At 53.9% G+C, this 25,595-nt stretch carries 27 protein-coding genes; 19 read left to right on the top strand and 8 right to left on the bottom strand.

The window, feature by feature from the left end; genetic code table 11:
• Nucleotides 1-26 precede the first annotated feature (26 nt).
• Nucleotides 27-974, bottom strand: coding sequence for a ketopantoate reductase family protein (locus K1V27_RS15330; RefSeq protein WP_258930925.1), 948 nt, complete (start codon nucleotides 972-974; stop codon nucleotides 27-29).
• Between the two features lie 551 nt (nucleotides 975-1,525).
• Between K1V27_RS15330 and K1V27_RS15335 the strand changes: the two genes are divergently transcribed.
• The gene (locus K1V27_RS15335) at nucleotides 1,526-3,856 is read left to right on the top strand and encodes a cysteine synthase (RefSeq protein WP_258930926.1); all 2,331 of its coding nucleotides are present in this window, start codon (nucleotides 1,526-1,528) and stop codon (nucleotides 3,854-3,856) included.
• Between the two features lie 108 nt (nucleotides 3,857-3,964).
• On the opposite strand, the gene K1V27_RS15340 is transcribed toward K1V27_RS15335, so the two are convergent.
• Nucleotides 3,965-5,098 carry a class II fructose-bisphosphate aldolase gene (locus K1V27_RS15340; RefSeq protein ID WP_258930927.1) on the bottom strand — a complete coding sequence of 378 codons (1,134 nt, stop codon included), beginning with the start codon at nucleotides 5,096-5,098 and terminating at the stop codon, nucleotides 3,965-3,967.
• 297 nt (nucleotides 5,099-5,395) lie between these two features.
• Between K1V27_RS15340 and K1V27_RS15345 the strand changes: the two genes are divergently transcribed.
• Together K1V27_RS15345 and K1V27_RS15350 are read left to right on the top strand one after the other, a co-directional pair.
• Entirely contained in the window at nucleotides 5,396-6,343 is a 948-nt protein-coding gene (locus K1V27_RS15345) for a L,D-transpeptidase (protein ID WP_258930928.1), read from the top strand.
• Between the two features lie 505 nt (nucleotides 6,344-6,848).
• On the top strand, nucleotides 6,849-7,091 hold the full coding sequence (locus K1V27_RS15350; protein WP_258930929.1) for a hypothetical protein: 243 nt from the start codon (nucleotides 6,849-6,851) through the stop codon (nucleotides 7,089-7,091).
• An 85-nt stretch (nucleotides 7,092-7,176) separates the two neighbouring features.
• On the opposite strand, the gene mlaD is transcribed toward K1V27_RS15350, so the two are convergent.
• From mlaD to K1V27_RS15370, 4 genes are all read right to left on the bottom strand, one after another.
• Nucleotides 7,177-7,635: an outer membrane lipid asymmetry maintenance protein MlaD gene (gene mlaD, locus K1V27_RS15355; RefSeq protein ID WP_258930930.1), complete on the bottom strand. Its 459-nt coding sequence runs from the start codon at nucleotides 7,633-7,635 to the stop codon at nucleotides 7,177-7,179.
• 15 nt (nucleotides 7,636-7,650) lie between these two features.
• A complete protein-coding gene (locus K1V27_RS15360; RefSeq protein WP_258930931.1) occupies nucleotides 7,651-8,436 on the bottom strand; it encodes an MlaE family ABC transporter permease in 786 nt (261 codons plus the stop codon).
• Nucleotides 8,437-8,498: 62 nt separating this feature from the next.
• Nucleotides 8,499-9,305: an ABC transporter ATP-binding protein gene (locus K1V27_RS15365; RefSeq protein WP_258930932.1), complete on the bottom strand. Its 807-nt coding sequence runs from the start codon at nucleotides 9,303-9,305 to the stop codon at nucleotides 8,499-8,501.
• A 3-nt stretch (nucleotides 9,306-9,308) separates the two neighbouring features.
• Complete coding sequence (locus K1V27_RS15370) at nucleotides 9,309-9,638, bottom strand: STAS domain-containing protein (protein ID WP_258930933.1); 330 nt, start codon at nucleotides 9,636-9,638, stop codon at nucleotides 9,309-9,311.
• Between the two features lie 263 nt (nucleotides 9,639-9,901).
• Between K1V27_RS15370 and K1V27_RS15375 the strand changes: the two genes are divergently transcribed.
• The 12 genes from K1V27_RS15375 (at nucleotide 9,902) to mdh (ending at nucleotide 20,426) form a co-directional block, all read left to right on the top strand.
• Nucleotides 9,902-10,423 carry a nitroreductase family protein gene (locus K1V27_RS15375; protein WP_258930934.1) on the top strand — a complete coding sequence of 174 codons (522 nt, stop codon included), beginning with the start codon at nucleotides 9,902-9,904 and terminating at the stop codon, nucleotides 10,421-10,423.
• Nucleotides 10,424-10,431: 8 nt separating this feature from the next.
• Complete coding sequence (locus K1V27_RS15380; protein WP_258930935.1) at nucleotides 10,432-11,082, top strand: MBL fold metallo-hydrolase; 651 nt, start codon at nucleotides 10,432-10,434, stop codon at nucleotides 11,080-11,082.
• Nucleotides 11,083-11,209: 127 nt separating this feature from the next.
• Nucleotides 11,210-11,704 carry a hypothetical protein gene (locus tag K1V27_RS15385; RefSeq protein ID WP_258930936.1) on the top strand — a complete coding sequence of 165 codons (495 nt, stop codon included), beginning with the start codon at nucleotides 11,210-11,212 and terminating at the stop codon, nucleotides 11,702-11,704.
• A 17-nt stretch (nucleotides 11,705-11,721) separates the two neighbouring features.
• Complete coding sequence (coaBC, locus tag K1V27_RS15390) at nucleotides 11,722-12,924, top strand: bifunctional phosphopantothenoylcysteine decarboxylase/phosphopantothenate--cysteine ligase CoaBC (protein ID WP_258930937.1); 1,203 nt, start codon at nucleotides 11,722-11,724, stop codon at nucleotides 12,922-12,924.
• Between the two features lie 115 nt (nucleotides 12,925-13,039).
• Nucleotides 13,040-13,780: a uracil-DNA glycosylase gene (locus K1V27_RS15395; RefSeq protein ID WP_258930938.1), complete on the top strand. Its 741-nt coding sequence runs from the start codon at nucleotides 13,040-13,042 to the stop codon at nucleotides 13,778-13,780.
• 55 nt (nucleotides 13,781-13,835) lie between these two features.
• Nucleotides 13,836-15,149, top strand: a complete 1,314-nt coding sequence (locus K1V27_RS15400; protein WP_258930939.1) for an NfeD family protein — start codon at nucleotides 13,836-13,838, stop codon at nucleotides 15,147-15,149.
• A gap of 52 nt (nucleotides 15,150-15,201) precedes the next feature.
• Nucleotides 15,202-16,026, top strand: a complete 825-nt coding sequence (locus K1V27_RS15405; RefSeq protein WP_258930940.1) for a slipin family protein — start codon at nucleotides 15,202-15,204, stop codon at nucleotides 16,024-16,026.
• Nucleotides 15,980-16,309, top strand: a complete 330-nt coding sequence (locus K1V27_RS15410) for a Rho termination factor N-terminal domain-containing protein (RefSeq protein ID WP_258930941.1) — start codon at nucleotides 15,980-15,982, stop codon at nucleotides 16,307-16,309. Before K1V27_RS15405 ends, K1V27_RS15410 begins: the two co-directional genes overlap by 47 nt.
• A 131-nt stretch (nucleotides 16,310-16,440) precedes the next feature.
• The gene (locus K1V27_RS15415) at nucleotides 16,441-16,995 is read left to right on the top strand and encodes an HDIG domain-containing metalloprotein (protein ID WP_258930942.1); all 555 of its coding nucleotides are present in this window, start codon (nucleotides 16,441-16,443) and stop codon (nucleotides 16,993-16,995) included.
• 47 nt (nucleotides 16,996-17,042) lie between these two features.
• Nucleotides 17,043-17,243 (top strand): hypothetical protein, encoded by a 201-nt coding sequence (locus K1V27_RS15420; RefSeq protein WP_258930943.1) that lies wholly within the window; start codon nucleotides 17,043-17,045, stop codon nucleotides 17,241-17,243.
• A gap of 173 nt (nucleotides 17,244-17,416) precedes the next feature.
• Nucleotides 17,417-19,450, top strand: a complete 2,034-nt coding sequence (locus K1V27_RS15425) for a pyruvate carboxylase subunit B (protein WP_258930944.1) — start codon at nucleotides 17,417-17,419, stop codon at nucleotides 19,448-19,450.
• Nucleotides 19,451-19,496: 46 nt separating this feature from the next.
• Nucleotides 19,497-20,426 (top strand): malate dehydrogenase, encoded by a 930-nt coding sequence (gene mdh, locus K1V27_RS15430; protein ID WP_353740591.1) that lies wholly within the window; start codon nucleotides 19,497-19,499, stop codon nucleotides 20,424-20,426.
• Nucleotides 20,427-20,512: 86 nt separating this feature from the next.
• Here the strand turns inward: mdh and K1V27_RS15435 are convergent, their stop codons facing one another.
• Both K1V27_RS15435 and K1V27_RS15440 read right to left on the bottom strand, forming a co-directional pair.
• Nucleotides 20,513-20,695 carry a hypothetical protein gene (locus K1V27_RS15435; protein WP_258930946.1) on the bottom strand — a complete coding sequence of 61 codons (183 nt, stop codon included), beginning with the start codon at nucleotides 20,693-20,695 and terminating at the stop codon, nucleotides 20,513-20,515.
• 155 nt (nucleotides 20,696-20,850) lie between these two features.
• Nucleotides 20,851-21,219 (bottom strand): molybdenum cofactor biosynthesis protein MoaE, encoded by a 369-nt coding sequence (locus K1V27_RS15440; protein ID WP_258930947.1) that lies wholly within the window; start codon nucleotides 21,217-21,219, stop codon nucleotides 20,851-20,853.
• A gap of 367 nt (nucleotides 21,220-21,586) precedes the next feature.
• Here K1V27_RS15440 and K1V27_RS15445 point away from each other — a divergent pair, with 367 nt between their 5' ends.
• The 4 genes from K1V27_RS15445 (at nucleotide 21,587) to mce (ending at nucleotide 25,532) form a co-directional block, all read left to right on the top strand.
• Nucleotides 21,587-23,266, top strand: coding sequence for an acyl-CoA mutase large subunit family protein (locus K1V27_RS15445; RefSeq protein ID WP_258930948.1), 1,680 nt, complete (start codon nucleotides 21,587-21,589; stop codon nucleotides 23,264-23,266).
• A 46-nt stretch (nucleotides 23,267-23,312) separates the two neighbouring features.
• A complete protein-coding gene (locus K1V27_RS15450; RefSeq protein ID WP_258930949.1) occupies nucleotides 23,313-23,720 on the top strand; it encodes a cobalamin B12-binding domain-containing protein in 408 nt (135 codons plus the stop codon).
• Between the two features lie 433 nt (nucleotides 23,721-24,153).
• Nucleotides 24,154-25,131: a methylmalonyl Co-A mutase-associated GTPase MeaB gene (meaB, locus tag K1V27_RS15455; RefSeq protein ID WP_258930950.1), complete on the top strand. Its 978-nt coding sequence runs from the start codon at nucleotides 24,154-24,156 to the stop codon at nucleotides 25,129-25,131.
• Entirely contained in the window at nucleotides 25,128-25,532 is a 405-nt protein-coding gene (gene mce / locus K1V27_RS15460; RefSeq protein ID WP_258930951.1) for a methylmalonyl-CoA epimerase, read from the top strand. Before meaB ends, mce begins: the two co-directional genes overlap by 4 nt.
• Nucleotides 25,533-25,595 lie beyond the last annotated feature (63 nt).

Genomic DNA, 25,595 nt, shown 5'->3' on the forward strand with positions numbered 1-25,595 from the left:
TTTCATTCCTGTGTGCGGGTGCCGAATCATTCCTCCAGCCGTGTCGCCCATAATGGATCGAGTATCTTCTGGTTTTCCAGCTTGAGGCAGGCGTAGATGGTTTGATTTAGCGGCGTTTCTACTCCCACTTCGTTACCCAGTTTCACCACCATGCCGTTGAGCGCCTCGATCTCCATGGGCCTCCGCCATTCCAGATCGCGCAGCATTGAACACTTGAACTTCTTGTTATAGGATTCCGCCAGACTGACCGATTCGGCAAGGACTTGATCGGGTAAATCGATGCCTTTGGATCGAGCAAGAACTTCCACTTCGCGCATAACGCTCACAACCAATTCGCGTGTTTCCGGGCAGCCCAGGACCAAACCCAGCGGGGCTCGGGAAAGAGTCGTGACGCCGTGCACGGCACAAATAAACAGGAACTTTGACCACAGGACCTGGCCTATGTTATTGCTCAGCTCAGCGTCGATACCCGCTCCCTGGAATGTCTGCAGTATTTTGGTGGATCTCTCGGTCGCTTGTTGGCTTCTCTCTCCAAAAACTATGCGTCCGGGATTTCCCATGTGAGCAATGACTCCAGGCGAAGCAATGGAGGCCTCGACATAACAAGTCCCCTCCAACACTTTTTCATCGCCGTAGAACCGGCCGATCTTCCGGGCGTTGTCGATGCCGTTTTGAAGGCTCAAAATGACCGTGTCATCCTCCACCATCGGGGCTGCAAATCTGGCAGCAGCGGTCGTATCGAAGGATTTTACGCAAACCAGGAGCAAATCAACCGGGCCGATTTCGTGAGGCTCCGAGGTGGCATGAATCATTACTCGAAAGCTACCGCCGCTGGACACCACTTGCAGGCCTTCTTCCTGAATGGCCTGAAGATGCTTGCCACGAGCCAAAAAGTGAATATCCACACCCGCCCGCGCAAGGAGACCCCCAAAGTACCCGCCTACTCCACCCGTGCCGATTACCCCGATTTTCATCGAATGCTCCTCTTTACCTCTGTTGGTCCTTAATCTATCGAAGAGTTGTCGCATTAGTGCGCGTAATTTATTTTGTTGGATGTGAATGTAGAGGAAGCAACTAATATTGCAGCAAGCTCCAGACAAAACGTGAATATTTATACATTCAACGATTTTCTACGTCAAACCAAACTCTCGTCTCCGGGGCTAACTCTGCAATTTGTTCGATACAGCCACAATACAGCGTGTGGCGGACGCCCGTAGAGGGTTTTCCCGTCGGTCAACGGGAGAGGGGGACCTGAGCCGCCCTGAGCTTATGCCGGGTCGTTCCGGCATGGGCATAAAATGAGGCCGCGATGGCCGAATGCACGCGAGGATGAGCCCGGGGTGATAAGAACTGACCATGAGGGTGCGAATCGCATTGAACCCATGGAAAAATTTTGACAAGGAACCACAAGCATGCCTATATGTTTTCCTCGCCCAAAGCTGCTGGATAAAAAACCAGACAGAATGACCCGTTTGCCAGCAAGCCGGAAGTTTGCAGCCACACACAAAATAAAAGCGCAACGGCAATGAAGAACCTCTTTGATAATATATTGGGATGTATTGGGAACACTCCTCTGGTCCGTTTGAATCGAGTCAATCCCAATCCGACAGTGACACTCTACGCCAAGCTGGAAGCGAAGAATCCGGGCGGATCCATCAAGGACCGTCCGGCTCTGGCGATGATTGAATCTGCCGAGAAAGAGGGTTTGCTCACTCACGACAAAATCCTCATCGAGGCCACAAGCGGCAACACCGGCATCGGACTGGCCATAGTAGCTGCGGTAAAAGGGTATCACCTGCTGCTTGCCATGCCGGAGACTGCCAGCATGGAACGGCAGAAGATTCTCAAGGCCTTAGGAGCCGAATTACTGCTCACACCCGGAGGATTGGGAACAGACGGGGCCATCGAAGAAGTCTACAACCTGGTGCGCCAGAACCCGGAACGATATTTCATGCCCGACCAGTTCAACAATCCTGCCAATCCCCTCGCCCATTATGTCGGCACAGGCCCGGAAATATTCGAGCAGACGGATGGGCAAGTCGATGTGGTAATCGTCACGCTGGGCACAACGGGCACGGCCATGGGGATCGTTCATGCTCTGAAAGAGAGGAGACCTGACATTGAAGTCATCGGGATAGAGCCCTATCCCGGGCACAAGATTCAGGGGCTCAAGAACATGAAGGAATCATACGTTCCAGGAATATTCGATCGCCACAAGTTGGACAGAATCATCCATGTCCGGGATGAAGAAGCGTTCGAGATGGCCAGGCGACTGGCGCGGGAGGAAGGAATTTTTGCGGGAATGAGCTCGGGAGCCGCCGTGGCAGGGGCGGTGCAAATCGCATCCGAACGGAGCTCAGGGCTGATTGTGGCCGTGCTTCCGGACGGCGGAGATCGCTACCTGAGCACTAATCTTTTCACCACTATGCTGGAACCGGATTTTTGTCTCTTTGATGTTCTGCAAAGGAAAAAGATCGACTTCAAGCCCGTCCAGGAAGGCAAGGTGCGCATATTCGTTACCGGCCCGCCCCTCGACCAGCACCTGACCCTGCAAGAAGCGAGACGCTTTCTGGTGGCGGATCTGCTCAGTCGCTTCCTTGCCTTCAAGGGGTTTTCCGTCAATCAGGTCATGCATATCCCCGATCTGGACAGTCGGACAATTCAGGGGGCCCTTGCGGAAAATTCCGAGCTTTCCGACTATGCACAAAGACAACTGGATAATTTCCTTGCGGATCTGGATTTGCTGGCAATCCAGAGGGCCTACAGTTATCCCCGCACCTCGGAGAACCTGGAAGCGATCACTGAGTTTGTCCGATCGCTCATTGCCAAAGGTTTTGCCTACGAGAAACTGCGCTCCGTTTATTACAATATTTCCCAGAGCAAAGACTACGGCAGACTGTCAAAGATCAACCTGAAGAAGATTCGTCTGGGCGCAACTGTTGATCTGGAAGCTTACGAAAAGTTAAATCCGCGCGACTTCACCCTGCTCAAACGGGCCACCCTGGCGGAGCTCAAACGCGGGAGCTATGTCAAAACCGAGTGGGGCAATGTCCTCCCTACCTGGCATATCGCAGCGGCATCCATAGCACTTCATCATCTCGGCTCGCCCATCGACGTGCAGATCAGCAGCAGCGATTTCCTGTTCCCACACCTGGAAAACATTCGCGCCATCGGTGAGTCGCTGACCGGTCTCTCCTTCGCTCAAACCTGGATGCTCTGTGCCCGCATATGGACGGAAAGAGACGGGAAAGAACAAAGTCATTTCGATGAAAATCTGTCCATCCGCGAATTGATCAAAATGGGCAATACTCCATCGGAAATCCGCTACTGGCTGTTGAGCACACATTATCGCAAGGCCATTAACGCTACCCCCGAAAACTTGATGAATGCCACCCAGGGCTATCACCGACTGGTCGAATTCATCCATCGCCTGCAGCGCACTCGTGGCGAGGGCAGAGAGCATACGCTGATTCCGGAAATGCTGTATCGGCTGGAGCAGGATTTTTTGGCGGCACTGGAAGACGATCTCAACACACCCAATGCCCTGGCGGCTCTGTTCAAGTTCAGCCGCCAGGCAAACCCGCTGCTTGACAGCGGCGACTTGAGCCGGGAACAACGCCGGCAGATCCTCGCAAGCATGCAAAAACTGGATCGTGTTCTGGGGATTTTTGATTTTGCGGTTGAGCCCTTAGACTCGGAAGAGGAGGCCCTGATTGCCAGGCGCGAAGAGGCTCGAGCCCAGGGACGATGGGAGGAAGCGGATGCATTGAGAGATCACCTGAGGGGGCGCGGCATCCGGGTTATCGACACCCCCGTAGGCACCCGCTGGGAGCGGCTGCAAAATTTCGCCAACTAGGCGCAGGCGATATCTTGCCGCACGAGCACCATCACGCCGCACTCAGCTCAGCGCAACCAACAGGGCAACCACCCCGGTTGCCCTGTTAGGTCACCGGCAGGCTCGAACTCATGCAAAATCCCAAACGGATTCGGCCAGTCCAATCGAGCGTGTCGCCTCAAACAGGCGGATGGCTTCTTCGTAGGCATGGTCCGTGATGCGCTTCTTGAAAGAAAGGGGCAAAGCGTTCATCTGGGCGGCAAACACTTTATTGGCTTTTTTTATGTTGCCCGCCGTATTGCCCGTTTCCTGCGCCCAAGCGCACATCTCCCGCCACAGTTCGTCGGGTACTCCCCGATAGGGCCGCTTGATGTACTCGCGCTGTTCGGTGGTGATGGCGTTGCCGTTTTGAGTCATGGCAAGACCGAATGAGATGTTCTGCCACAAAGTGCCCACGTTGCCCTTGCGAATTCCGTACTGGATGAATGTCGAAATCTTGTCAACCGAAGTTCCGGTGATGCCGTGTTGGGCAATATCAACCGACCAGGGCTGAATGGCCTGCCAAATCCTCCGGGTCAAATCCAGTTGAATCCCTTCCTGTGCCGTACCGAAATAGGTTCCGTGGATTGAGCCATTATTGATGGCGAGCAAATTGGGATGAATGCCGTTCTTATCCAGTTCGCGGATAAACCATTCCGCCTCTTCCGGCTGGGTGAAACCTTCACTGCTGCCACTTTTCGCCCCGATCTCACCCAACTCTACTTCCAAGTTGAGGCCCTGCGCGGTTATCGACTTGGCTAACTGCGAGGTAGCCGTCAGGTTCTTTTCGTTCTCCATGTGAGAGGCGTCAATGGCAAAAGAAGTAAAACCCGCCGCGATTTCCTCCTCAATAAGGGCATGGACGGACTCTACCTCCTGAGGGCTCTTCACCGTGATGTGATCGCCGTGAATGGCAAACGGTACACTGGTATTTCCCAGCCTCTCGTTTTCCGCAACAATAAACTCGGCAAAGCCGGCGGGCGTAAACTCTGTGTAACTCAGCTCTGATTTGGCAATTTCATACATCACCGGCGATTGACTGGACATCGAAGCCGTCACGATGCCTTCGACAGGCAAGCGGCAGCGGATGTTTGCCGCCATGATCATGGCATTGTGTTTCCTGGCGGCTTCAATCAGGGCTTTCCCATTGAACAGAGGAACGATGCTGTTGGGGAACCTTTTCCGCACATTTTCCGGTCTCTTGTCTACACTCGATTTAACCATTTTGGGTCACCTCCACTTTGAATTGTGGGCAATAAGGGATTACCCGAACAATGTTGCCATGCGGCAAGCACAAAAACTTTACCTGGTTTTGGGGTGCAAGTCACTCAAAACCGATCAGGCCATGTAGCTGAAGGTCAAGCCGGGGTGACACGCGAGGGGCCCTTTCCCGGTTCAGGAAAAATCTCAAGGACCTTCAGCGACGATAAAATCTCCTTGATCTAAGCCCTCTGAATCTCTATTGTACAGCGGACTTTGACGACGATGCGCAATTTCAAGGGATATTGGGACACGTTCTGCATGAAAACAATCACAACATTGCTCCTGCTGCTGGCGCTGACAGCACTTTTTGCCCGCGAATCTCTCGCAGAAGATCCGTTTACCGCAGAAATCGTTCGGTACTCTTATCAAATTCCAAATCAAACGGTGATCGGAGATCCTTCTAGCTATCTCGTCCAGAACAAGGACACCATGCTCGATATAGGCAGGCACAAAGGACTCGGCTACAACGAAGTCAATCTGCTCTATCCCGAAATGGATCCCTGGATCCCTCCCTATGGCAAACATATCATCGCCCCGACCTTTTGGGTTCTGCCCCCCACAACCCATGAACAATTGGTCATCAACCTTCCCGAATTGCGACTCTATTACTTCAACCGTGCAAGCGGCACCGTTCAGACCTATCCCATCGGCATCGGCGACGAGGGCTGGGAAAGTCCTCTCGGCACGTTCCATATCACTGAAAAACGCCCCAACCCCGCATGGTACATTCCCAAGTCGCTGCAAGCCAAGTATGGCATGGCGGTCATGCCGCCGGGACCGGCCAACCCGCTGGGCGAGTATATGATGAAGTTTTCAGCCGGTCCTTACGGCGTTCACGGCACCGCCATGCCATGGGGTGTCGGTAGACTGGTCAGTCATGGCTGCATCCGATGCTACCCGGAACACATAAGGCTTTTGTTTCCCCAGGTCAGTATCGGCACTAAACTGGAGATCATCTACGAGCCAATCAAATTCGGGCAAAAGGACGGTCTGATTTTTGTCGAAGCACACCCCGATGTCTATCGCAAAATTCCTGACTATTATGCCTTTGCCATGGAAAAGCTGAAGCACTATCCACTGGCCCAGCGCATTGACCAGAGGCGATTCTGGGTGGCTATTACCCTGCAAAGCGGCGTACCGATAAACGTTTCGACGCCCCCCGCATATGACTTCGGGCGTATGATGATTGAGACAGATCAAGACTGAGCCCAGTTGAAATCAATTTGCTTCATTTCATAACGGTTGATTTTCAGAGTCCCGGTTTTAGGTGTGGGTTGGGTTGAGTCACGCCTTTCGTGTGACGAAATCCAATGCCTATTGTGCTGGGTTCGTACCTCAACCCAGCCCGCTTGGAAGCCCAAATCATTTTCTTGAACAGTATATTATTTCCTGAACGGACTGTATTTGCACATAAAAACAGGCTCTTGTTGATTTTTTAAAGACTTCCTCAGTAGAATATGAACAGTTGGTTTTTTATGTTCGTTTCACTAAATTAAACTTGCTTTTGCAGGTTCCCTGGAGTAGCATTTTCAGTCGTAAGGCAGTCATCATAAAAAAATTGTGCAAGGTGGTCAGATCGCTCAAAAACTGGATATTTGGTGGAAGGGGGTGAGAGGCAAAAGGGTAATCGTTCATCTTTGTTGTTGCCACTTCTAACTGTGTATCTAACAATTACGTCTTAAGCCAGCAGGCCTCAAAGGAGGAAAGAGCAATGAAGAGAATATTAGCATTGTTATGTGTGGTAGCATTGAGTTTTACTATGATCGCAGGTTGCGCCTGCACCCCCAAGGAATGCCCGCAACCATGCATGGATGCCATCGATGCCCTCAGGAACCAGCCGTGCGATGCGAGCGCCTGTGAAGCAGCCGCTCAGCGCGCTGAAGCCGCTGCCGCCAGAGCTGAAGCCGCAGCTGATAAAGCCGAATCTATTTTTATGCAACACATGAAGAAGTAGTCATTCAAGCTTTCCTATTTCCTTAAAAGAAAGCCCGGTCGGTTGTTGCCGACCGGGCTTTCTTTTTTGCCTTGCCAGCCTCAGATTACTGGCTCTCAGATTTATCCATACTGCCGAAAACGAATTGTCCGATGAGACCTTCGATATCCAGGGGCGGCTGGGTATCCCTTATGGAGCCTCCCGGCTTGATAAATTCTTCCGACGCTCCAGGGCTTATACTGACATACTTTTCACCGATTATACCACTCGTTTTAATGCTGGCTATCACGTCTTCGGACAGTTGTACTGCATCTTGAATTTCAAGGGTTATTCGTGCCTGATCATCGACCAATTTTATAGTTTTCACCTGTCCGATCTCAACTCCAGCCATGGTCACAGGCGCTCTCGTTTTCAACGTGCCAACGGTGGCAAAATCAGCGTATACATCGTAGCTGGACGCTCCCCAGAGACTCACCTTGCCCAGGTTGAAGGATAAATAGGCCAGGCACCCAAAACCCACAATCAGAAAAAAACCGACACCAAGCTCCAATCCTCTTCTCTCCATAACCCATTCCTTTGATTAAGTCATAATAGAAGTAACCATATAATCGCACAACAGTATTGCGATAGAAGAGAGTACAACCGCTTTGGTGGTCGCCCGGCTCACCTGCTCGGGACCAAAATTGCCTTCATCCAAACCAGTGTAATAACCCTTATAGGTGCAGATCCAGATCATCAGGACAGAAAAGCAGAGGGACTTGACAATCCCCATGTAGACATCCTCCCACAGCACACTGCTCTGAACACTGTTCATGTAGACCCCCGGGTTGAGCCCGAACAGACCCACACCGACCAGATAGCCGCCGAAAATGCCGACCACGTCACAGTAGGCGGTGAGCAAGGGGAAGGCAATCAAGCTGGCGATGAGCTTGGGCGTAACCAGGTAAGCGTAGGGATCGATGGCCATACACTCGAGGGCATCGATTTGCTCATCGATGCGCATGATTCCAATTTCGGCACACATGGCAGAGCCCGCCCGGCCGGTCACCATCAGCCCCGTGAGCACCGGGCCCAACTCCCTTATGAGGCTGAGTGCAACCGCAGCTCCCAGCACACTCTCCGAACCGAATTTTGACAGCGTGTAGTGTCCCTGTAGGCCGAGCACCATACCCGTCGAGATTGCGGTGAATCCGATCACAAAGAATGATTTTGTTCCGACAAACTCGATTTGCTTGACAACCGGCCAGAATTTTCCGGGCGGCCTTATCAGCCCGCGCAGCATGAACCAAAAGTATACCCCCAGGCGCCCCAAATTTTCTATGCCGTCCAAAGCCGCAGCGCCCAGCATCCGAACAAAGCGGAGCATAGGATTCTCCTTGTGTTGTTCCCTTTCAACTGAATCTGTTCTCTCCATGACCACGGCCGCTGTCAGAGCTGTCGGAGCTTTCTTCCCACCAGAGCCTTAATGTAGGCCTCGGTATCCTCGTGTTTTTGGTCCGCTTGCCTTTGCAGGAACTGCACCACTCTCTCGTCCTGACTGGACTGGATATTTTCCGGGCTCCCGGCGGCCAGCAATCTGCCTTTATCCAACACAACGATTTGATCTGCGATGTGGAGGGCACTTTCCAGTTCGTGGGTCACCACAATAATGGTCATCCCGAGCGTGTCCCTGAGTTCCAGAATCAAATTATCCAGTCCCGCAGCCGTAATCGGGTCCAGGCCCGAAGACGGCTCATCCACGAACAGGATTTCCGGATCCATCGCCATGGCTCTAGCCAATCCCGCCCGCTTTTGCATACCGCCGCTGAGTTGCGACGGCATGTAGTCGCAATATTCCGACAAGCCCACCTGGTGGAGCTTGATGGTGGCAATGATGCGTATAGTTTCCCTGGACAACTTGCTGTGCACGCGCAGCGGCACAGAGACATTGTCTGCCACCGACATTGAGTTGAACAGTGCTCCGCTCTGAAACAATACTCCAATTCGGCTGCGATACTGGTTCATCCGCGCTTCATTGAAGCCGCCCATGTCCTCGCCATCCACCAGCAACCGCCCGGGGGGACTGGGCTTCAAACCTATCAAATGCCGCAACAGAGTGGTCTTGCCGCACCCGCTGACCCCCATGATCACCGTAATGCGGTTGGCGGGTATGGCAAAATGAATGTCGAAAAGAACGTGCCGATTTCCATAGTAGCTGTTCAAGCCACGAATATCGATGACATTTGAATGCCTCATACTCTAGCTCCCACCGCTGGTAGAGTGCTCCACGTCAAACGCCGAATCCAGCCGCGACAGGCGAATCATCTTGACGGCATTCTCATTCAACCCGGTCAGTCTCAGTTTGCCCCCTTTGCCGGCCAAGGTTCGCAACACCTCCACCATCAATGCGATGCCGGCCGTGTCCAGTTTAGACAGCCGAGAAAGATCCATTTCCATCACTTCGACTTGCTCCTGCCTGGCTAAACTCAAAATTCCCCTGCGGACCTTGGGAACACTCCAACGATTGAGCAGACCTTCCAATTGCACCACAATTTTGTTGGGTTCCAAGCGCTGGCTCGTAAAATTCACTTCCGATCCTCCATTGCTCACCTGATGGAGTCATGAGTTTTGTGCAATCCGCAACGATGAGCAGCGATCATCATGCCCACTGGCACATCCTTTGACCAACTCGCGCACCACCTTGAAACACTCCCCGACTATTCGAGTCAAAGCTCATTGGGAGTTAAGCCTTATCTTGACCAGCTGATGATAAACTCACTATACTCCATTTTGCAACAATGGGATGAAAACGGACCGCAATTGAGAATGACCCTTTACCTCAAGGAGCGAATATGGCGCTGGACTCCCCATCGCAGGTACTTGCGGCAATCCAGGAAAGACGCAGTATACGTCATTTTCTGGATGCGCCGGTGGATCGCAAATTGATCATGCAAGCGTTGCATGCCGCCTCCTGGGCTCCCTCGGGATTGAACAATCAGCCCTGGCGTTTTGCGTTGATATGGGAAGACGATCTCAAGCAGAAACTCGCCGGTCTGACGCGTTATTCGTCAACCCTGCAGGGAGCTGCTGTGCTGGTGCTGGTTTTCCTCGACCGGGAAAGCTCATACGACTACGTGAAGGATTGCCAGGCGATAGGTGCATGTATTCAAAATCTACTCCTGACGGTGCACGCACAGGAACTGGGAGCCGTGTGGATTGGCGAAATACTCAAGAATAAGGAAAAAATCCTCAAGATGATGGGGCTCCCCGACCGACTGGAGCTCATGGCGGTGGTGGCGGTCGGCCATCCGGTCCACCGCAACCAGAGCTCCCATCGCCGCCCGCTGGAAGAATTGATCGTTGCCGAAAGATAGGATTGCTGATGACTGCAAAGAACAGCTTCATACTGGAACGCTATTGCGTAGGGATGCTGCAGACCAATTGTTATTTGGTGGCAGACACCGATACAAGAGAATCCGTAGTAATCGACCCCGGCGGTAACAGTGCCGAAATCGCCGCGAGAATAAAAGAGCTGCACCTTAACCTTGCAGCAATTCTCAACACCCATGCTCATTTTGACCACATCATGGAAGCGTGGTCTTTAAAGCAATCCGCCGGGGGAGAGATTTACCTCCATCGTGCCGAGGAGCCTTTGATTTTGGACCGCACGGTAGGGCTGGGGGCAGTTCCGTCCGCAATTGCCGGCGCCTCGGCAAAAACCATCGACCGTTGGCTCAAGGAGGGAGATAAGCTCGAGTTCGGCTGCATCGAGCTTGACGTGCTGGAGACTCCCGGCCACAGCCCGGGTCACGTGTCCTTCTATTTGCCTAAACAAAAGGTGATCTTTGTGGGTGACACGCTTTTCGCCGGTTCCATAGGTCGAACCGATTTCCTCGGCGGATCGTTCGAGCAGTTGATCCGCTCGGTACGCGCAAAAATCTTCCCCCTGGATGACGCAACCCTGGTTTACCCCGGTCATGGGCCCGAAACGACGGTCGGCCGGGAAAAAAATGCGAATCCCTTTTTTGCTTAAATGCGGAATGTGGATCTGCAGCAACAAACCGGTCCACGAGAACGGCGGCATGCCTCTACCAGGCCGATAGGGGTTAAAGACGGTGCGCCACTGCATGACAAAGTCCATTCTACGGGAGAAGCATTCAATGCAAGCAATGTTTCCGCTCTTTCACCGGGCCTGCCTGGCCCGCCTCCTGACCCTTGCAAGTGCACTGATTTTGTGCAGTTGCGCAAGTCTGTCTGCTCCTCCCCAAAATCCCATTACCTCGTCCCCGCCGGCTACCGCTGCCGCTGCACCGGCCGCCTCGCCCGCGCTCTTCCATGAGTTCCCGGATATTCCCGTCCCCGCCGAACTGACCCCACTGCACGACGACTCATACATCTACCGGGAGGGAGACGTCAGGGCCGGGGTACTCATCCTCCGGGGAAGAGTGGATGTCGGCTCTCTCATCCGATTTTTTCAGGTGGGATTACCGCGCCAGGGCTGGGTTCCCAAAGGAGGCATGCGCTATCGTCGCTCGGTGCTGCTGTTCGAAAAGCCGGACAAGAGTTGCGTGATCGATATCTATGAAAAACTTTTCTATACCTATGCCGAAATCTACGTAGTTCCGGCAGCTGGAAATGTTAACGGGCAGGGATGATTTATCTGGGGCAGTCTATGGCGTTGAAGGGCAAATCCATACTTTTGGGAGTGAGCGGCGGTATCGCCGCTTACAAATCGGCCGAACTGGTCAGGCTTTTTACCAAAGCGGGCGCCACTGTGCAGGTGGTGATGACAGCAAACGCGCGGCAATTTATCACCCCGCTGACTCTCCAGGTGCTGTCCGGGCAACCGGTCTGCACCAATCTGTTCGATCTCGAATTCGAGTCACAAATCGGCCATATCCAGGTGGCTCGTGCAGCCCATCTGGCGGTGTTGGCTCCGGCTACCGCCAATCTGATTGCCAAGCTTGCGGCAGGAATTGCAGACGATTACCTCACCACTGTATTGCTCGCCACCACCGCTCCCGTTCTGGTGTGCCCCGCCATGAATACGAAAATGTATGAGAATTTGGCGACACAGAAAAACCTGGAGACTCTCCGCACTTATGGGCACCACATTGTAGAGCCGTCGGAGGGAACCCTTGCCTGCAAAGAGGAAGGAACCGGGCGCCTTGCGGAACTCCCGGAAATTCTGGAGGTCGCCGGGCGGATCCTCACCCCCGCGACCCTTAAGGGAAAGCAGGTTCTGGTGAGCTCGGGCCCGACCTGGGAAAGGTTCGATCCGGTGCGCTTCATCAGCAACCCTTCCAGTGGAAAGATGGGCTATGCCATTGCACAAGTCGCGGCCAGGCGCTCGGCAAAGGTTCACCTGGTCAGCGGACCGGTTTCCATCCCCGCCCCCCGCGGAACAACGCTGCACCGGGTAACCAGCGCCATGGAAATGCACGACCTGATAACCCGGCTGGCTCCGCAAATGGATGTGATTGTCATGGCCGCTGCCGTCAGTGATTACCGTCCCGCCCAAATGCTGCCGCAGAAAGCCAAAAAAGTCGGCAGCGATTTAACCATCACCCTGCAGAACAATCCGGACATCCTGGCCCAGCTGGGACGATCGAAACCGCAAGCAAAACAACAGATTCTTGTTGGCTTCGCCGCTGAGACGGAAAATCTCATTGAAAATGCCACCAGCAAACTGAAAGCCAAGAATCTCGATTTCATTGTTGCCAACAATCTTACCCAGTCCGGCTCGGGTTTTGGCTGTGACACCAACCAGGTGAGGATCATTGACCGCAGTGGCGATTCTACGGAATTGCCTTGCCTGCTGAAAGAAGAAGTTGCGGAACGAATTTGGGACCGCATCGAGCGGCTTTTTCAATGACAAGATCCCGCCGGAAACCGCGCGGCGCCGTTACACTAAACCTGCATGTGTGCACACAGACCCATGAGCACTCAGAAGCGCGCACTCCTTTGGGTCGGCAATGCAAGAGAATGCCATGGACGTAGACAATTCATTGCAACAGGAAATCCGTTCCCATCTCGCAAGATTGCGTTGGTATTTGACCGGCCTTTACCGGGGAGGCATGGAGCATTGGCCGGCAAGGACCGAAGCCGCCGATGCACGACGGCAGGCGAGGGATGATTCCCCGCAACCCGCGTTGCCTGAGAACCCACCGCAGAACCCGGCGGCGATCCTCTCCGACATTCAACAAGAGCTGGGAGACTGCAAGCGCTGCCGACTGCATGCCACGCGCAGTCGCATTGTGTTTGGCGAGGGCTCGCCTGCAGCTCGAGTCGTGTTCGTTGGAGAGGGACCCGGGTACGAAGAAGACCAGCAAGGACTGCCTTTTGTGGGCAGGGCGGGAAAACTTCTCGATAAGATGTTGAGAGCTTTGGGAGAGACCAGGCAGGACGTTTACATCTGCAACGTGGTCAAGTGTCGACCTCCCAACAACCGCACACCCAACAACGATGAAGTCGAGGTCTGCATGCCTTTCCTCATAAGACAGATCGAGACCATCCGGCCCAGGGTGATATGTGCCCTGGGTGCGTGTGCAGCGCACAATTTGCTGGGCGTGTCTAAACCCGTTTCACAGCTCAGAGGCAAGATCCACTACTGGCGCGGGATCCCACTGGTGCCAACCTTTCATCCTGCCTATCTGCTCAGGAATCCTTCCCAGAAATCGGCAGCGTGGCAGGATTTGCTGGAAATCCAGCGACTCGCAAGAAGCGGATAGATGCACCCAACTTTCACCAATGCTACCGCCGGTTTCGCTTTGAGGAGCACAGCAAATGAGATGCACCGGGCACTTTAGACAACTGCTTCTATGGATTTTGACGCCGCTCATCCTCAGCGTTTTTCTTCCCGGCAGTGCCTGCAGAGCGGCCACGCACCTCAACATGATTCATGTTCAGGACAGCATTAACCCGGGTGTTCAAGATTTTATAGAATCCGCCATCGAACAATCGGAAAGCGATGGGGCCCAATGCCTGATCATCTTTCTCGACACCCCCGGCGGATTGGTGACCTCGATGCGTGGCATCGTGCAGTCCATATTGAACTCCAAGATTCCCGTTATCGTCTACGTCTACCCGAGTGGGGCCCAAGCCGCTTCCGCCGGAGTTTTTGTCACCGTTGCCGCGGATATCGCCGCCATGGCCCCCGGCACCAACATTGGGGCCGCGCACCCGGTAGCTTCTTCCGGAGAGGATGTGCCCAAAACGATGAATGAAAAGGTGGTCAACGACATGCTTGCTTTTGCCCGCAGCATTGGCCAGCAACGGGGTCGCAATGAGCAATGGTTGGAAGATGCGGTTAAGGAAAGTGTTTCGATTACCGCGGAAGAGGCCTTCAAGAATAACGTGATCGATCTGGTGGCCGATGATATTCCCGACTTACTCAAGAAATTGGACGGCTGGGAACTGCAGCGGAAAGGCTACAGCGTCACTCTGCATACGCTGGATGCCGAGCAGCGCACTCTTGAGCCCGGTTGGCTGCACCAAATCCTGCGCGCCATAAGCAACCCCAACATAGCCTATATTCTCCTCATGATAGGACTCGCCGGGCTCTATTTTGAGCTCTCCCAACCGGGGGCGATTCTTCCCGGAGTTGTCGGCGGCATTGCTCTCATTCTGGCTCTGTACGCACTTCAATCCCTACCCGTGAACTACGCGGGCATTCTGTTGATTTTATTGGCTATCATTTTCTTTATCCTGGAAATTAAAATAGCTTCTTACGGGATGCTCAGCTTTGCGGGGGTCACCTGTTTGATACTGGGCTCATTGATGCTGTTTCGCACCAGAGGTTATGGGGGACAGTTGGATATGTCCGTGTTTATCCCGACGGTTGTGGCCGTGTCGGCATTTTTTGTGGCGATAGCCTCGCTGGCGTTCCGCGCCCAGATGCGCAAGCCCCAAACCGGCATAGATGCTCTGCAGGGTGAAACCGGAATAGTCAGACAGGACCTCTCCCCCGTGGGCAAAGTCTTTATTGCCGGGGAGCTGTGGAACGCCGAAGCGGATGAAGATATTGCCGCGGGCCAAAGGGTGCAGGTGGTTTCAGTGGAGAATTTAAAGTTGAAAGTAAAGCGGATCGATGCTAATTAAGTCAAGTTGTTTATCCCATTGCGCGGCATATTAGACCCAAAGGAGAGGGGCGATGTCATTTTACGGTATTGTCACCATTGTGATTCTAGCAGTCCTGTTCCTGGCCAACGCCATTCGGGTACTCAACGAATACGAACGTGGGGTGATATTCCGTCTGGGCCGGGTGATCGCAGCCAAGGGGCCCGGTCTGATAATCCTGATCCCTTTGGTGGATCGCATGCAAAAAGTGAGTCTGCGGCTCATTGCAACGGACGTCCCGCCGCAGGACGTGATCACGCGCGACAATGTCTCGGTCAAGGTGAATGCCGTCATTTACTTCCGCGTTGTGGATCCGGTTAAATCCATCGTCAGCGTATCGGATTATCTCTACGCCACCAGCCAGCTGGCGCAAACCACCCTGAGGAGCGTGTGCGGGCAGGCGGATTTGGACGATTTGTTGTCGGAGCGCGAAAAAATCAACGCCCACATCCAGGAAATCCTGGACAATCATACCGACCCCTGGGGCATTAAAGTGGGTCTGGTCGAATTGAAGCAAATCGATCTGCCTCAGGAAATGCAAAGAGCGTTAGCCCGCCAGGCTGAAGCTGAAAGGGAGCGCCGCGCCAAGGTCATCGCAGCGGAAGGAGAATTTCAGGCAGCGGATCGACTGTCGGAGGCAGCTGAAATCATCCAGCGCTACCCTACGGCGTTACAGTTGCGTTATCTGCAGACCCTCAAAGAAATTGCAGCGGAGAATAATTCCACTACAATCTTCCCCGTGCCGATCGATTTGTTGAAACCATTCATTACCATTTCCGAAGCATGGCAGAAAAGCAGGGACAAGGAGTTGAATGATGGGAAAGAAGAAGGATCGAACCAAGAAGGAAAAACCTCTTGAAAAGATGACGGCCAAAGAGCTCCGCGAACTGGCCCTCACCATGGAGGGCATCGTTGGTGTGCACGCCATGAACAAAAATGAGCTCATTTCGGCCATCAAGGAAGCCAAGGGCATCGTCGAGGAAAAGAGTAGGAAGGCGGTGGACGTGCGAGCCATCAAGGCAAGAATCAGCGAGTTGAGGGAAAAGAAAGAGGCGGCAAAAGAAGCCGGCAACAAGAAACTGGTTGATGCTTTCCGACGCCGCATCAGCAGCCTGAAAAAGAAGACCCGCAAGGCGGCCTGATCCTTGAAAAACATCAGCAGCCTGTGCAGCAATGCAACTGTTTCAATGCGCCCAGGCTTGCCTCAAGGTCACGCAAAATGCCTTTGGCGGTGGCGGCAGGCCATGCGGAAGGGAGCAAGCACGGAGAACCGATGACCCGAGACGAAGCCCTCAATCTGCTGGAAAATCACATCCATGCCGACAACCTGAAAAATCACTGCCTGGCCACTGAGGCCATCATGCAACAACTCGCTGAAAAATTAGAGCGGGATGAAAAACTGTGGAGGCTGGCTGGATTGTTGCACGACCTCGATTTCGAGTACACCCGTGATGAACCGGCGCAACACGGCAAAAAAACGGCTGAACTGCTGGCACCCTACGGCCTGCCCGCAGAAGTGATCAATGCCATCCTGAGGCACAACGCCGAGGCCTTGGGATTGGAGAGACAGACAACGATGGACTATGCTTTGACCTGCGCCGAAACCATCACGGGTTTGATTGTGGCGGCCGCCCTGGTCCATCCCGATAAGAAAATCCAAAGCCTGAAGCCCAAGTCGGTACGCAAGCGCATGAAAAGTAAAGATTTTGCGCGAAGTGTCAATCGTGATCACATCATGTTGTGTGAACACCTCAACATTCCGCTCATGGATTTCATCGAGCTCAGCATCCATGCCATGAACTCCATAAGCGATCAGATAGGACTGTAGAATTCGAGCGACCAGCGGATAGCGTGACCCTTGTGGAGGAGGAATCTATGCACGTGAAAAAGAATGTGGTGGCGGCGATTACCGCGGCTGTGCAACTTTATATGCAGGCTGAACAGCAGCCGACGGTTGCCTCCGAGGAGGCTCCAAGAGCTGCAGCACCAAGTCCCGCTTTCAATGCCTGGGCAATGTCCGGAAGGCAGGCCGCCATGGAGATGCGGCGTTTTTGGCAGATGCGCTTGGTGCGTTAGAACCAGCCGCACAGAAAAGCTGTGCCGGCCCGGCACCAGCGTCTGAAGAACCCCGGCTGCCCGGCGGCGGAAATGCCCTGTGCTCTATTGATTACAGCTCAAGATGGTACTATGGAAGTCAACGCTGAAGAGAGTTGCGAACAATCCCTCGAATGCAAAAAAGGAGAATTAGGATGGACAAGGAACAACATGGCACCTTAACAGCCGGACTCGTTGGGGATCAACCGGTGGAAGTGACTAATCCGGTAAAGATACAGGACCTGACTTTTCGCGACGGGCACCAATCGCTTTTTGCAACGCGCGGACGAACCGAGGATTTTATCCCCATCGCAGAAGACATGGACAGGGTAGGATTTTATTCCATGGAGGTTTGGGGAGGAGCCACCTTCGATACGATGCACCGCTTTTTGGGGGAAGATCCCTGGGAGCGCATCCGGACTCTCAAGAAATACATCAAGAAGACTCCCTTCTCCATGCTGCTTAGGGCCCAGAATCTGGTCGGCTATCGCAACTACGCAGACGATGTGGCCGTCGCTTTTGTCGAGCGTTCCTGCGAAAACGGCATCGACATTTTCCGAACCTTTGATGCCCTCAATGATTTCCGCAATTTTGAAACCGTCGTGCCGGTCATCAAAAAGCACAACAAACACTTTCAGGGATGCATTTGCTACTCCCTCACCCAATCGCGCCTGGGAGGTCCCGTTTACAATCTCGAGTATTTTGTGAATAAAGCGAAAGATCTCGAAGACATGGGTGCGGACACCATTTGCATCAAGGACATGGCCGGTTTGATTGCACCCTACGATGCCTACATCCTGGTGAAGGCCTTGAAGGAAAACTGCAAGGCCCCCATTCATCTGCACAGCCACTTCACCTCGGGCATGGCCGACATGTCCCTGTTGAAGGCCATCGAGGCCGGCGTTGACATAGTGGACACCTGCCTTATCCCGTGGGCTTACCGCACTTCACACCCGGCCATCGAACCCTTGGTGGTGACGCTGCAGGGAACCAACCGGGACACGGGGTTTGATCTGAAGCTGCTCGCCAAATGCAGTGAGCACATGGAAAAGATTTCTCCCAAATATCGCCACCTCCTGGACGACAGAATGTCCATCGTGGACATCAACGTGCTGCTGCACCAGACCCCTGGAGGCATGCTCTCCAACCTGGTGAATCAGTTGCGTGATATGGATGCCCTGGACAAGATGGACGAGGTTTTCAGACAACTGCCCATCGTTCGGCGCGAATTGGGCCAGGTGCCGCTGGTCACTCCCACCAGCCAGATCGTCGGCATCCAGACTGTCAACAATGTTCTGTTCGATACCCCGGATGAGCGATACAAGATGATCACCGCCCAGGTTAAGGATCTCTGCTACGGGCTGTATGGAAAAACCGCCGTTCCCATCGATCCCGAGGTGCAGAAGAAGGCGCTCAAGGGATACCCCCGCGGCGAAACCCCCATCACCGTGCGCCCGGCGGACGTGCTGGAACCCGAATTGGACAAGGCCAAGAAGGATACCGAGGGGTTGTCCAAAGACCTGGACGATGTCTTGGTGTACGCTCTCTACCCCACTACCGGCAAACGATTCCTGCGCTGGAAGTACGGGCTCGAAGAAGTCCCCAAAGAAGTCAAGCCCAAAACCATGGAAGACGTGAAACGCGAGGAGGAGCTCGTCAAAAAGGCGAAGGCCGGTCTGCTGATCGAAAAAGTTGCGAAGGAAACTCCCCCCAAAGGGCCTGACAGCCGCACCTTCAACGTTTTTGTGGATGGTGAATATTTCGAGGTGGAGGTGGAGCAGGTCGGCGGAGCGCCGGTGGTTACTTCCATCGCCCCTGCAGCGCAGCCCGCGGCTCCTCCCCAGGCAGCTCCGGCGGCTCCAAGGCCGTCGCTGGTGCCTCCGCCTCCGCCAAAACCCGCAGCGGCTCCCACTCCTGCTCCCCAGGCCGCGGCACCTCCCAAGCCCGCAGCCCCGGCAGCGGCAGCGGCAGCCGACGGCACCCCCATCGAATCGCCCATGCCCGGCATGATCATTCGCTACGAAGTGAATGAAGGAGGAGCCGTGAACGAGGGTGATGTGGTGCTGATTTTGGAAGCCATGAAAATGGAAAACTCCATCATGAGTCCCGTTTCAGGAACGGTCAAAAAGATCAATTTCAAGGACGGCGACAGCGTTCAAAAGGGTGATGTTCTCGCGATAGTTGGATAAAGCGAAGAGAAGCGCTTATCAGTCGATGAAGGAGCAAGTCATGTCTATGAAAAGAAAAAAGATCACCGTGGTCGGTGCCGGGTTTGTCGGAGCTACCGCAGCCCACTGGGCGGCCGCCAAGGAATTAGGCGACATCTGTATTATTGATATCGTCGAGGGTCTTCCGCAGGGCAAGGCACTCGATTTGCTGGAAGCCTCTCCGGTAGAAGGTTTCGACTCCCATGTCATCGGTACCAATGATTATGCGGATACCGCCGGCTCAGACATCGTCATCATTACCGCCGGTTTGCCACGCAAGCCTGGAATGAGCCGCGATGATTTACTGGCAAAGAACACGGCCATCGTCAAATCGGTTACCGAACAGATCGCCAAGTATTCGCCCAACGCCTACCTGATAGTGGTTTCCAATCCACTGGATGCCATGGTGTATGTGGCGCACAAGGCCAGTGGCTTCCCCACCAACCGGGTGGTGGGGATGGCCGGCGTATTGGACGCAGCAAGATTCAGAACGTTTATCGCCATGGAATTGAATGTTTCCGTCGAGGACGTCAATGCGTTTGTTTTGGGAGGCCACGGCGACAGTATGGTTCCCCTGCCCCGCTTCAGCACGGTGGCGGGCATTCCTCTGCCCGAACTTCTTGCGGCTGACAAAATTGAAGCCCTGGTTGATCGGACGCGCAAGGGTGGTGGTGAAATTGTGAACCTGCTCAAGACCGGCAGCGCATTTTTTGCCCCCTCCGCATCGGCGGTGCAGATGGCGGAATCGATTTTGAAAGACAAGAAACGGATACTACCCTGTGCCGCCTATTGCGATAAAGAATACGGCGTCGGAGGGTATTTCGTGGGCGTTCCGGCCAAGCTGGGCAAGGAAGGTGTTGAGGAAGTCATTGAAATCAAGCTGCTGCCAGACGAAAAAAGCGCTTTTGACGCATCGGTGGAAGCCGTGAGGAAACTGGTTAAACATCTCCCCCTGTAGTCTTCCCGATCAATGATAAACGCCAGATCAGGGGGTGGGTTCCCACCCCCTGATCGCCCTTTTCCACACGCACATCAACCGACGGCCTAACCCCGCACAAAGCCGTACCTTACCCCAAAATCCTGGATGGTGTGCTCGTCACAATGCACAATGGCCTCCTGAAAAGCCTTCAACCGCACGCATTCTCTACTGCACTCCTCCTTGCTGAGATGGACATTCTCACAGCTGCGGCAAGGACTTTCCATCGTTCTGACAAATGGAACGGACATAACTCCTCCCTCCTCCATAGTGCTAACTCCACCAAGAACCGCCAGCCCCTTGCAGTCATAGCTCTGATAACACGCCAAGCATATAAAATGGCTCCCATTTTTTTGTCAAGAACTTCCATCTCAAGACAGCCGCTATATGTAGTTGCGTCGGGCAGCTACGCGACCGCAGTAAGTTTTTCCTGCTTGAACACCGCCTCGCGCTTCAGCCGATTTACGGTTTCCTCCAGCACCGGAAATACATTTTCACGGATATCTCCGGCGACCGCAACCAGCATAACATCATCGCCTATCTGTCTGCGACCCGTGAAAAGATGCGCCTCGATGGCGGCGATGCCGGGCCGTGCCCGCATCTCTTCCAGAATCGCGTCCCACGCGCTGGTATTCACATCGATATCCAGATACTCCGCCCGCTTGCCGGCGCGACTGGTGGCGCGCACCAGCCCGTTATGGCAGGCAATCATGCCGACTTTAGCGGGGTCTGTTTGTTGTTTGATCCTGTCCATGAGGTCGATCAAAGTAGGCATTCGTTCCTCCCCCTCTGCGCTGTTTTCATTTTAGCGCACTCCATTTGTTTGCGGTTGATTCTTGTAATTCATACTGCTATAGACAATGTGATATCTTGAACAAAGTATTACTATGGCTTCCAGGAGAATGTTTTGGGTGTAGGCCAAAATCATTTGCTTAAACCCTATAGTTGGGAAAGGTTGACCTGAGTGCATCCTGCGCGTCTTTTTTTTAACCCGCTTAAGTCCGTTTCTCCAGTATCATTGTTGCGTATGAAGAAGGTTCGTGAGCTCAATGTTTCCCAATCCCCACTGAGGCTATCTTTTGACATGTCATGGTCAGCGGCGGATGGACTTAAGTTAGGAAATCTTGTTGAGGAGGCAAACCATGTTCGAAGAGAAAACCCTGGAAAAGATCAAGGCTGAAACGCAAAAATGGGAGGAAGGAACCGTCAGTAAAGCCCTCAGTCGCTCACCCGAGCGTAAAAAGGTATTCACCAGCATTTCCAACATCCCCGTTGAACGTCTCTACACCCCATTGGATATAAGCCGGTTGGACTACAGCAGGGATCTCGGATATCCGGGCGAATACCCATTCACCCGCGGTGTGCAGCCCACCATGTATCGCGGACGTTTTTGGACCATGCGCCAATATGCGGGATTCGGCAGCGCCAGAGAGAGCAATGAACGCTACCGTTATTTGCTCGAGCAGGGGCAGACCGGCCTGAGCGTGGCCTTTGACCTGCCCACCCAGGCGGGCTACGACAGCGACCATCCGCTCTCCATGGGTGAGGTGGGAAAAGTCGGCGTGGCCATTGACTCTATCGAGGACATGCGGGTGCTCTTCCATCAGATCCCCCTCGACAAGGTCACCACCTCCATGACCATCAACGCTCCGGCGTCCGTTCTTTTGGCCATGTATCTGGCCATCGCCGAGGAACAAAATGTGAGCTTCGACAAAGTGGGGGGAACCGTGCAGAATGACATCCTGAAAGAAATCACGGTTCGCGGCCAGTACATTTATCCACCAAAGCCCAGTATGCGGCTTACCGTAGACTTGATCGAATATTGTTTTAAGAATGTCCCCAAATGGAACACCATAAGTATCAGCGGCTATCACATTAGAGAAGCGGGCGCCACTGCGGCTCAGGAAATGGCCTTCACCATCGCCGACGGCATAGCCTATGTGCAGGCCTGCGTTGATCGTGGCATGGAGGTCGATTCTTTCGCCCCGCGTTTGAGCTTTTTCTTTAACGCCTTTACCAATGTGCTGGAAGAGGTGGCCAAGTTCCGGGCGGGCCGCAGGTATTGGGCGAGGGTCATGAAGGAACGGTTTGGAGCAAAGAACCCACGTTCCATGATGATGCGCTATCACGTGCAAACCGGCGGCGTCACCCTCACCGCCCAGCAGCCTCTCAACAATGTCGTGAGAGTGGCGTTGCAGGCCTACGCGGCGGCCTTGGGCGGATGCCAGTCCCTGCACACCAATTCCTATGATGAGGCTCTCTGTCTGCCAACCGAACAGGCTGTCACCGTGGCCCTGCGCACCCAGCAGGTCGTGGCCGAAGAGAGTGGTGCCGCCCTCACCATTGATCCTCTGGCGGGCAGCTATTTTGTAGAGGCCATGACGGACAGGATAGAAGCTGAAATTGATGAATACATCAAAAAAATCGATGCCATGGGAGGAACCCTGGCGGCCATTGAACAAGGCTTTATTCAAAAGGAAATTCAAAACAGCGCGTATCGATTTCAAAAGGAAATTGAATCGGGCGATCGCGTTTACGTCGGTATCAACAAATACACCATGGAAGAGCCTCCCCCAACCAACCTGCTCCAGATAGACATGGCTGTGGGTGAAGTCGAATCCGCAAAACTGGCAAACCTTCGCTCCGAAAGGGATGAAAGCCAGTGGAAAAAGGCATTGGACGGCCTCAGAGAGGTCTCACAAACCGACCAGAATGTCTTACCCGCGGTCATTGAGGCGGTCAAAGCCAGGGCCACCATCGGCGAAATTTGTGACGTGTGGCGCGACATTTACGGAGAGTACCGCCCCAAAGAATTTGTTTAGAATTTCTTGCTAAAATTAGAGCGCTTTGTCAGTGGAGGGAAATTTCATGGCACCTGCAAGTAAGATCAAGATCATAGTGGCGAAACCGGGCTTGGATGGTCACGACCGAGGAGCAAAGCTTTTGGCAAGGGTATTTGCCGAGGCGGGCATGGAAGTTGTCTATACGGGGCTTCGACAAACCCCTGAGATGATAGTGGAAACAGCTCTGCAGGAAGATGCCGACGTGGTTGGCTTGAGCAGTCTTTCCGGTGTGCACAATTACTTTTTTCCGAAGGTCGTGCAACTCCTCAAGAATAAAGGGCTCGATGACGTCATAGTGGTGGGCGGCGGTATCATCCCCAAAGAAGATGTCGAGGGCTTGGAAGCCAGCGGCGTCAAGGGCATTTTTGGACCCGGAACTCCCACCACGGAAATTGTGGATTTCATAAAAACCAATGCCAGGTCCCGTAACTAAGAGCTTGCCCTACAAGGAGATGTTCCCTTCCCGCTAGACCGTTGGCTGGCCCCACTCGACCCGATGGGTGGGGTACAGTGCCTGAACCCGAGGGATTCCACTGTATGGGTCTCCCTCTCCCCTTGCGGTGTGAGAGGGAGCGTCCCCCGAGTACCCAAGGGCCATGTGTGGGTAACGGTCAGCCCGGAGTGGAGAGGGGCTGTGCCGCGGGACTGTGTGTGGATTGGGTAGGTCAGGGTTTGGGAAGCACTCCCTGACAAAGCGGTTTTGTCGGGCAGCCCCCTACGCTCGCTCCCTGACCTGCTGAGCACAGGCTCACACAAGAGGGTGTCTGTTAGGCAGAGGACTTGCAAGTGCGTGGGCTGGATAGATTTTCCCACGGCATGGCTCATCCACCTCGATGAGTGTAAGGCATTGAGAGGTACACACAGTAATGGCAATCGATTACGCTAAAGAGATCCTGGAAGGTTCAGCGCGCGCCGCGGCAAGGTTGATCAGTTGGCTCGAGGATGAAGACCCGCGGGCCTATCCTTGCATGGAAAAACTCCATCCTCACACGGGTAATGCCTACATCATAGGCATCACCGGCTCGCCCGGCGCGGGTAAGAGCACTCTCACCGACAAGTTGACCCATTTAATACGGAAAAAGGGCCTCAGCGTCGGCATCATTGCCGTTGATCCTTCCAGCCCCTTTACGGGTGGAGCCATGTTGGGGGATCGCGTTCGCATGAGTCGCCTGAGCGTCGATCCGGGTGTCTTCATTCGCAGCATGGCAACACGGGGGTTCCTGGGAGGCATGGCCAAAGCAACCGGCGAGGTCGTCAAAGTCCTCGACGCCTTCGGAAAAGACGTCATAATCATCGAAACCGTTGGAGTCGGCCAGGATGAGGTGGACATCATACAGATTGCCGACACCACCTGCCTGATCCTCGTTCCGGGTCTGGGAGACACCATCCAGAGTATGAAAGCCGGCGTCATGGAAATCGCCGACATTTTCGTCATCAACAAAGCAGACCGGCCGGCAGCCGACCAGCTCTTTGCCGAAGTGTCCCTGAGGGTGGAACAGGACAATCACATCAAACCCAGAAGCTGGACCTGCCCGGTTGTCAAAACCATTGCCGTGGAAGACCGGGGGGTGGACGAGCTCTGGGACGCCATAGGCCAGCACAGAAATCATTTGAAAGCTACCGGAGAGTTCTTGCGCAAGCGCCGCGAAAGGACCCGTCAAGAAACGCTCCGGATGATCCACGACGGACTCTTTCGAGCCGTCTACCAAGAGCTTCAGACCAGCGGCCGACTGAACGCTATTGTCGATGATATTCTGGAACGGCGCCGCGATCCCTACAGCACGCGGCGCGACATTTTGCAGCATTGGCTCAGTACAGCAAAACATTCAAAGGAGGCATTATGAAGGTTCTCAAAGTGGACCATATCGGAATCGCGGTCAAGAGCATTGATGAAACCAAAAAACTTTACCATGACCTTCTGGGCCTGGACCATGCCGGGAACGAAACCGTCCAGGAGCAAAAAGTCACCACAGCTTTCTTTCCCGTGGGGGACACGGAAGTGGAACTGCTGGAATCTACTTCGGAAGATGGTCCCATCGCCAAATACCTGGAAAAGCGCGGCGAGGGAGTGCAACACATCGCCTTTCGAGTTGAAAATATTGAAGAGGCCCTGGCCGAACTGAAAGAAAAGGGCATTAAACTGATCGATGAAAAACCCAGGAGAGGTGCAGGCGGGGCAAAAATTGCCTTCCTGCATCCCAAGAGCACCTACGGTGTATTGGTCGAACTTTGTCAAAGAGATTAACAAACTGGGTTACTTGGCAGCGCATTAAGATCTATTCTCTTGCACAAGACGCTCGCATTGACA

It is taken from the genome of Desulfoferrobacter suflitae (genome assembly GCF_022603395.1).
Lineage (GTDB): Bacteria > Desulfobacterota > Syntrophobacteria > Syntrophobacterales > Syntrophobacteraceae > Desulfoferrobacter > Desulfoferrobacter suflitae.

What these genes read in the sequence shown, in the direction of transcription:
- K1V27_RS15330 (WP_258930925.1), bottom strand. Translation starts at nt 974, where the DNA reads ATGAAAATCGGGGTAATCGGCACGGGTGGAGTAGGCGGGTACTTTGGG.
- K1V27_RS15335 (WP_258930926.1), top strand. Translation starts at nt 1,526, where the DNA reads ATGAAGAACCTCTTTGATAATATATTGGGATGTATTGGGAACACTCCT.
- K1V27_RS15340 (WP_258930927.1), bottom strand. Translation starts at nt 5,098, where the DNA reads ATGGTTAAATCGAGTGTAGACAAGAGACCGGAAAATGTGCGGAAAAGG.
- K1V27_RS15345 (WP_258930928.1), top strand. Translation starts at nt 5,396, where the DNA reads ATGAAAACAATCACAACATTGCTCCTGCTGCTGGCGCTGACAGCACTT.
- K1V27_RS15350 (WP_258930929.1), top strand. Translation starts at nt 6,849, where the DNA reads ATGAAGAGAATATTAGCATTGTTATGTGTGGTAGCATTGAGTTTTACT.
- mlaD (WP_258930930.1), bottom strand. Translation starts at nt 7,635, where the DNA reads ATGGAGAGAAGAGGATTGGAGCTTGGTGTCGGTTTTTTTCTGATTGTG.
- K1V27_RS15360 (WP_258930931.1), bottom strand. Translation starts at nt 8,436, where the DNA reads ATGCTCCGCTTTGTTCGGATGCTGGGCGCTGCGGCTTTGGACGGCATA.
- K1V27_RS15365 (WP_258930932.1), bottom strand. Translation starts at nt 9,305, where the DNA reads ATGAGGCATTCAAATGTCATCGATATTCGTGGCTTGAACAGCTACTAT.
- K1V27_RS15375 (WP_258930934.1), top strand. Translation starts at nt 9,902, where the DNA reads ATGGCGCTGGACTCCCCATCGCAGGTACTTGCGGCAATCCAGGAAAGA.
- K1V27_RS15380 (WP_258930935.1), top strand. Translation starts at nt 10,432, where the DNA reads ATGACTGCAAAGAACAGCTTCATACTGGAACGCTATTGCGTAGGGATG.
- K1V27_RS15385 (WP_258930936.1), top strand. Translation starts at nt 11,210, where the DNA reads ATGCAAGCAATGTTTCCGCTCTTTCACCGGGCCTGCCTGGCCCGCCTC.
- coaBC (WP_258930937.1), top strand. Translation starts at nt 11,722, where the DNA reads ATGGCGTTGAAGGGCAAATCCATACTTTTGGGAGTGAGCGGCGGTATC.
- K1V27_RS15395 (WP_258930938.1), top strand. Translation starts at nt 13,040, where the DNA reads ATGGACGTAGACAATTCATTGCAACAGGAAATCCGTTCCCATCTCGCA.
- K1V27_RS15400 (WP_258930939.1), top strand. Translation starts at nt 13,836, where the DNA reads ATGAGATGCACCGGGCACTTTAGACAACTGCTTCTATGGATTTTGACG.
- K1V27_RS15405 (WP_258930940.1), top strand. Translation starts at nt 15,202, where the DNA reads ATGTCATTTTACGGTATTGTCACCATTGTGATTCTAGCAGTCCTGTTC.
- K1V27_RS15410 (WP_258930941.1), top strand. Translation starts at nt 15,980, where the DNA reads ATGATGGGAAAGAAGAAGGATCGAACCAAGAAGGAAAAACCTCTTGAA.
- K1V27_RS15415 (WP_258930942.1), top strand. Translation starts at nt 16,441, where the DNA reads ATGACCCGAGACGAAGCCCTCAATCTGCTGGAAAATCACATCCATGCC.
- K1V27_RS15420 (WP_258930943.1), top strand. Translation starts at nt 17,043, where the DNA reads ATGCACGTGAAAAAGAATGTGGTGGCGGCGATTACCGCGGCTGTGCAA.
- K1V27_RS15425 (WP_258930944.1), top strand. Translation starts at nt 17,417, where the DNA reads ATGGACAAGGAACAACATGGCACCTTAACAGCCGGACTCGTTGGGGAT.
- mdh (WP_353740591.1), top strand. Translation starts at nt 19,497, where the DNA reads ATGAAAAGAAAAAAGATCACCGTGGTCGGTGCCGGGTTTGTCGGAGCT.
- K1V27_RS15435 (WP_258930946.1), bottom strand. Translation starts at nt 20,695, where the DNA reads ATGTCCGTTCCATTTGTCAGAACGATGGAAAGTCCTTGCCGCAGCTGT.
- K1V27_RS15440 (WP_258930947.1), bottom strand. Translation starts at nt 21,219, where the DNA reads ATGCCTACTTTGATCGACCTCATGGACAGGATCAAACAACAAACAGAC.
- K1V27_RS15445 (WP_258930948.1), top strand. Translation starts at nt 21,587, where the DNA reads ATGTTCGAAGAGAAAACCCTGGAAAAGATCAAGGCTGAAACGCAAAAA.
- K1V27_RS15450 (WP_258930949.1), top strand. Translation starts at nt 23,313, where the DNA reads ATGGCACCTGCAAGTAAGATCAAGATCATAGTGGCGAAACCGGGCTTG.
- meaB (WP_258930950.1), top strand. Translation starts at nt 24,154, where the DNA reads ATGGCAATCGATTACGCTAAAGAGATCCTGGAAGGTTCAGCGCGCGCC.
- mce (WP_258930951.1), top strand. Translation starts at nt 25,128, where the DNA reads ATGAAGGTTCTCAAAGTGGACCATATCGGAATCGCGGTCAAGAGCATT.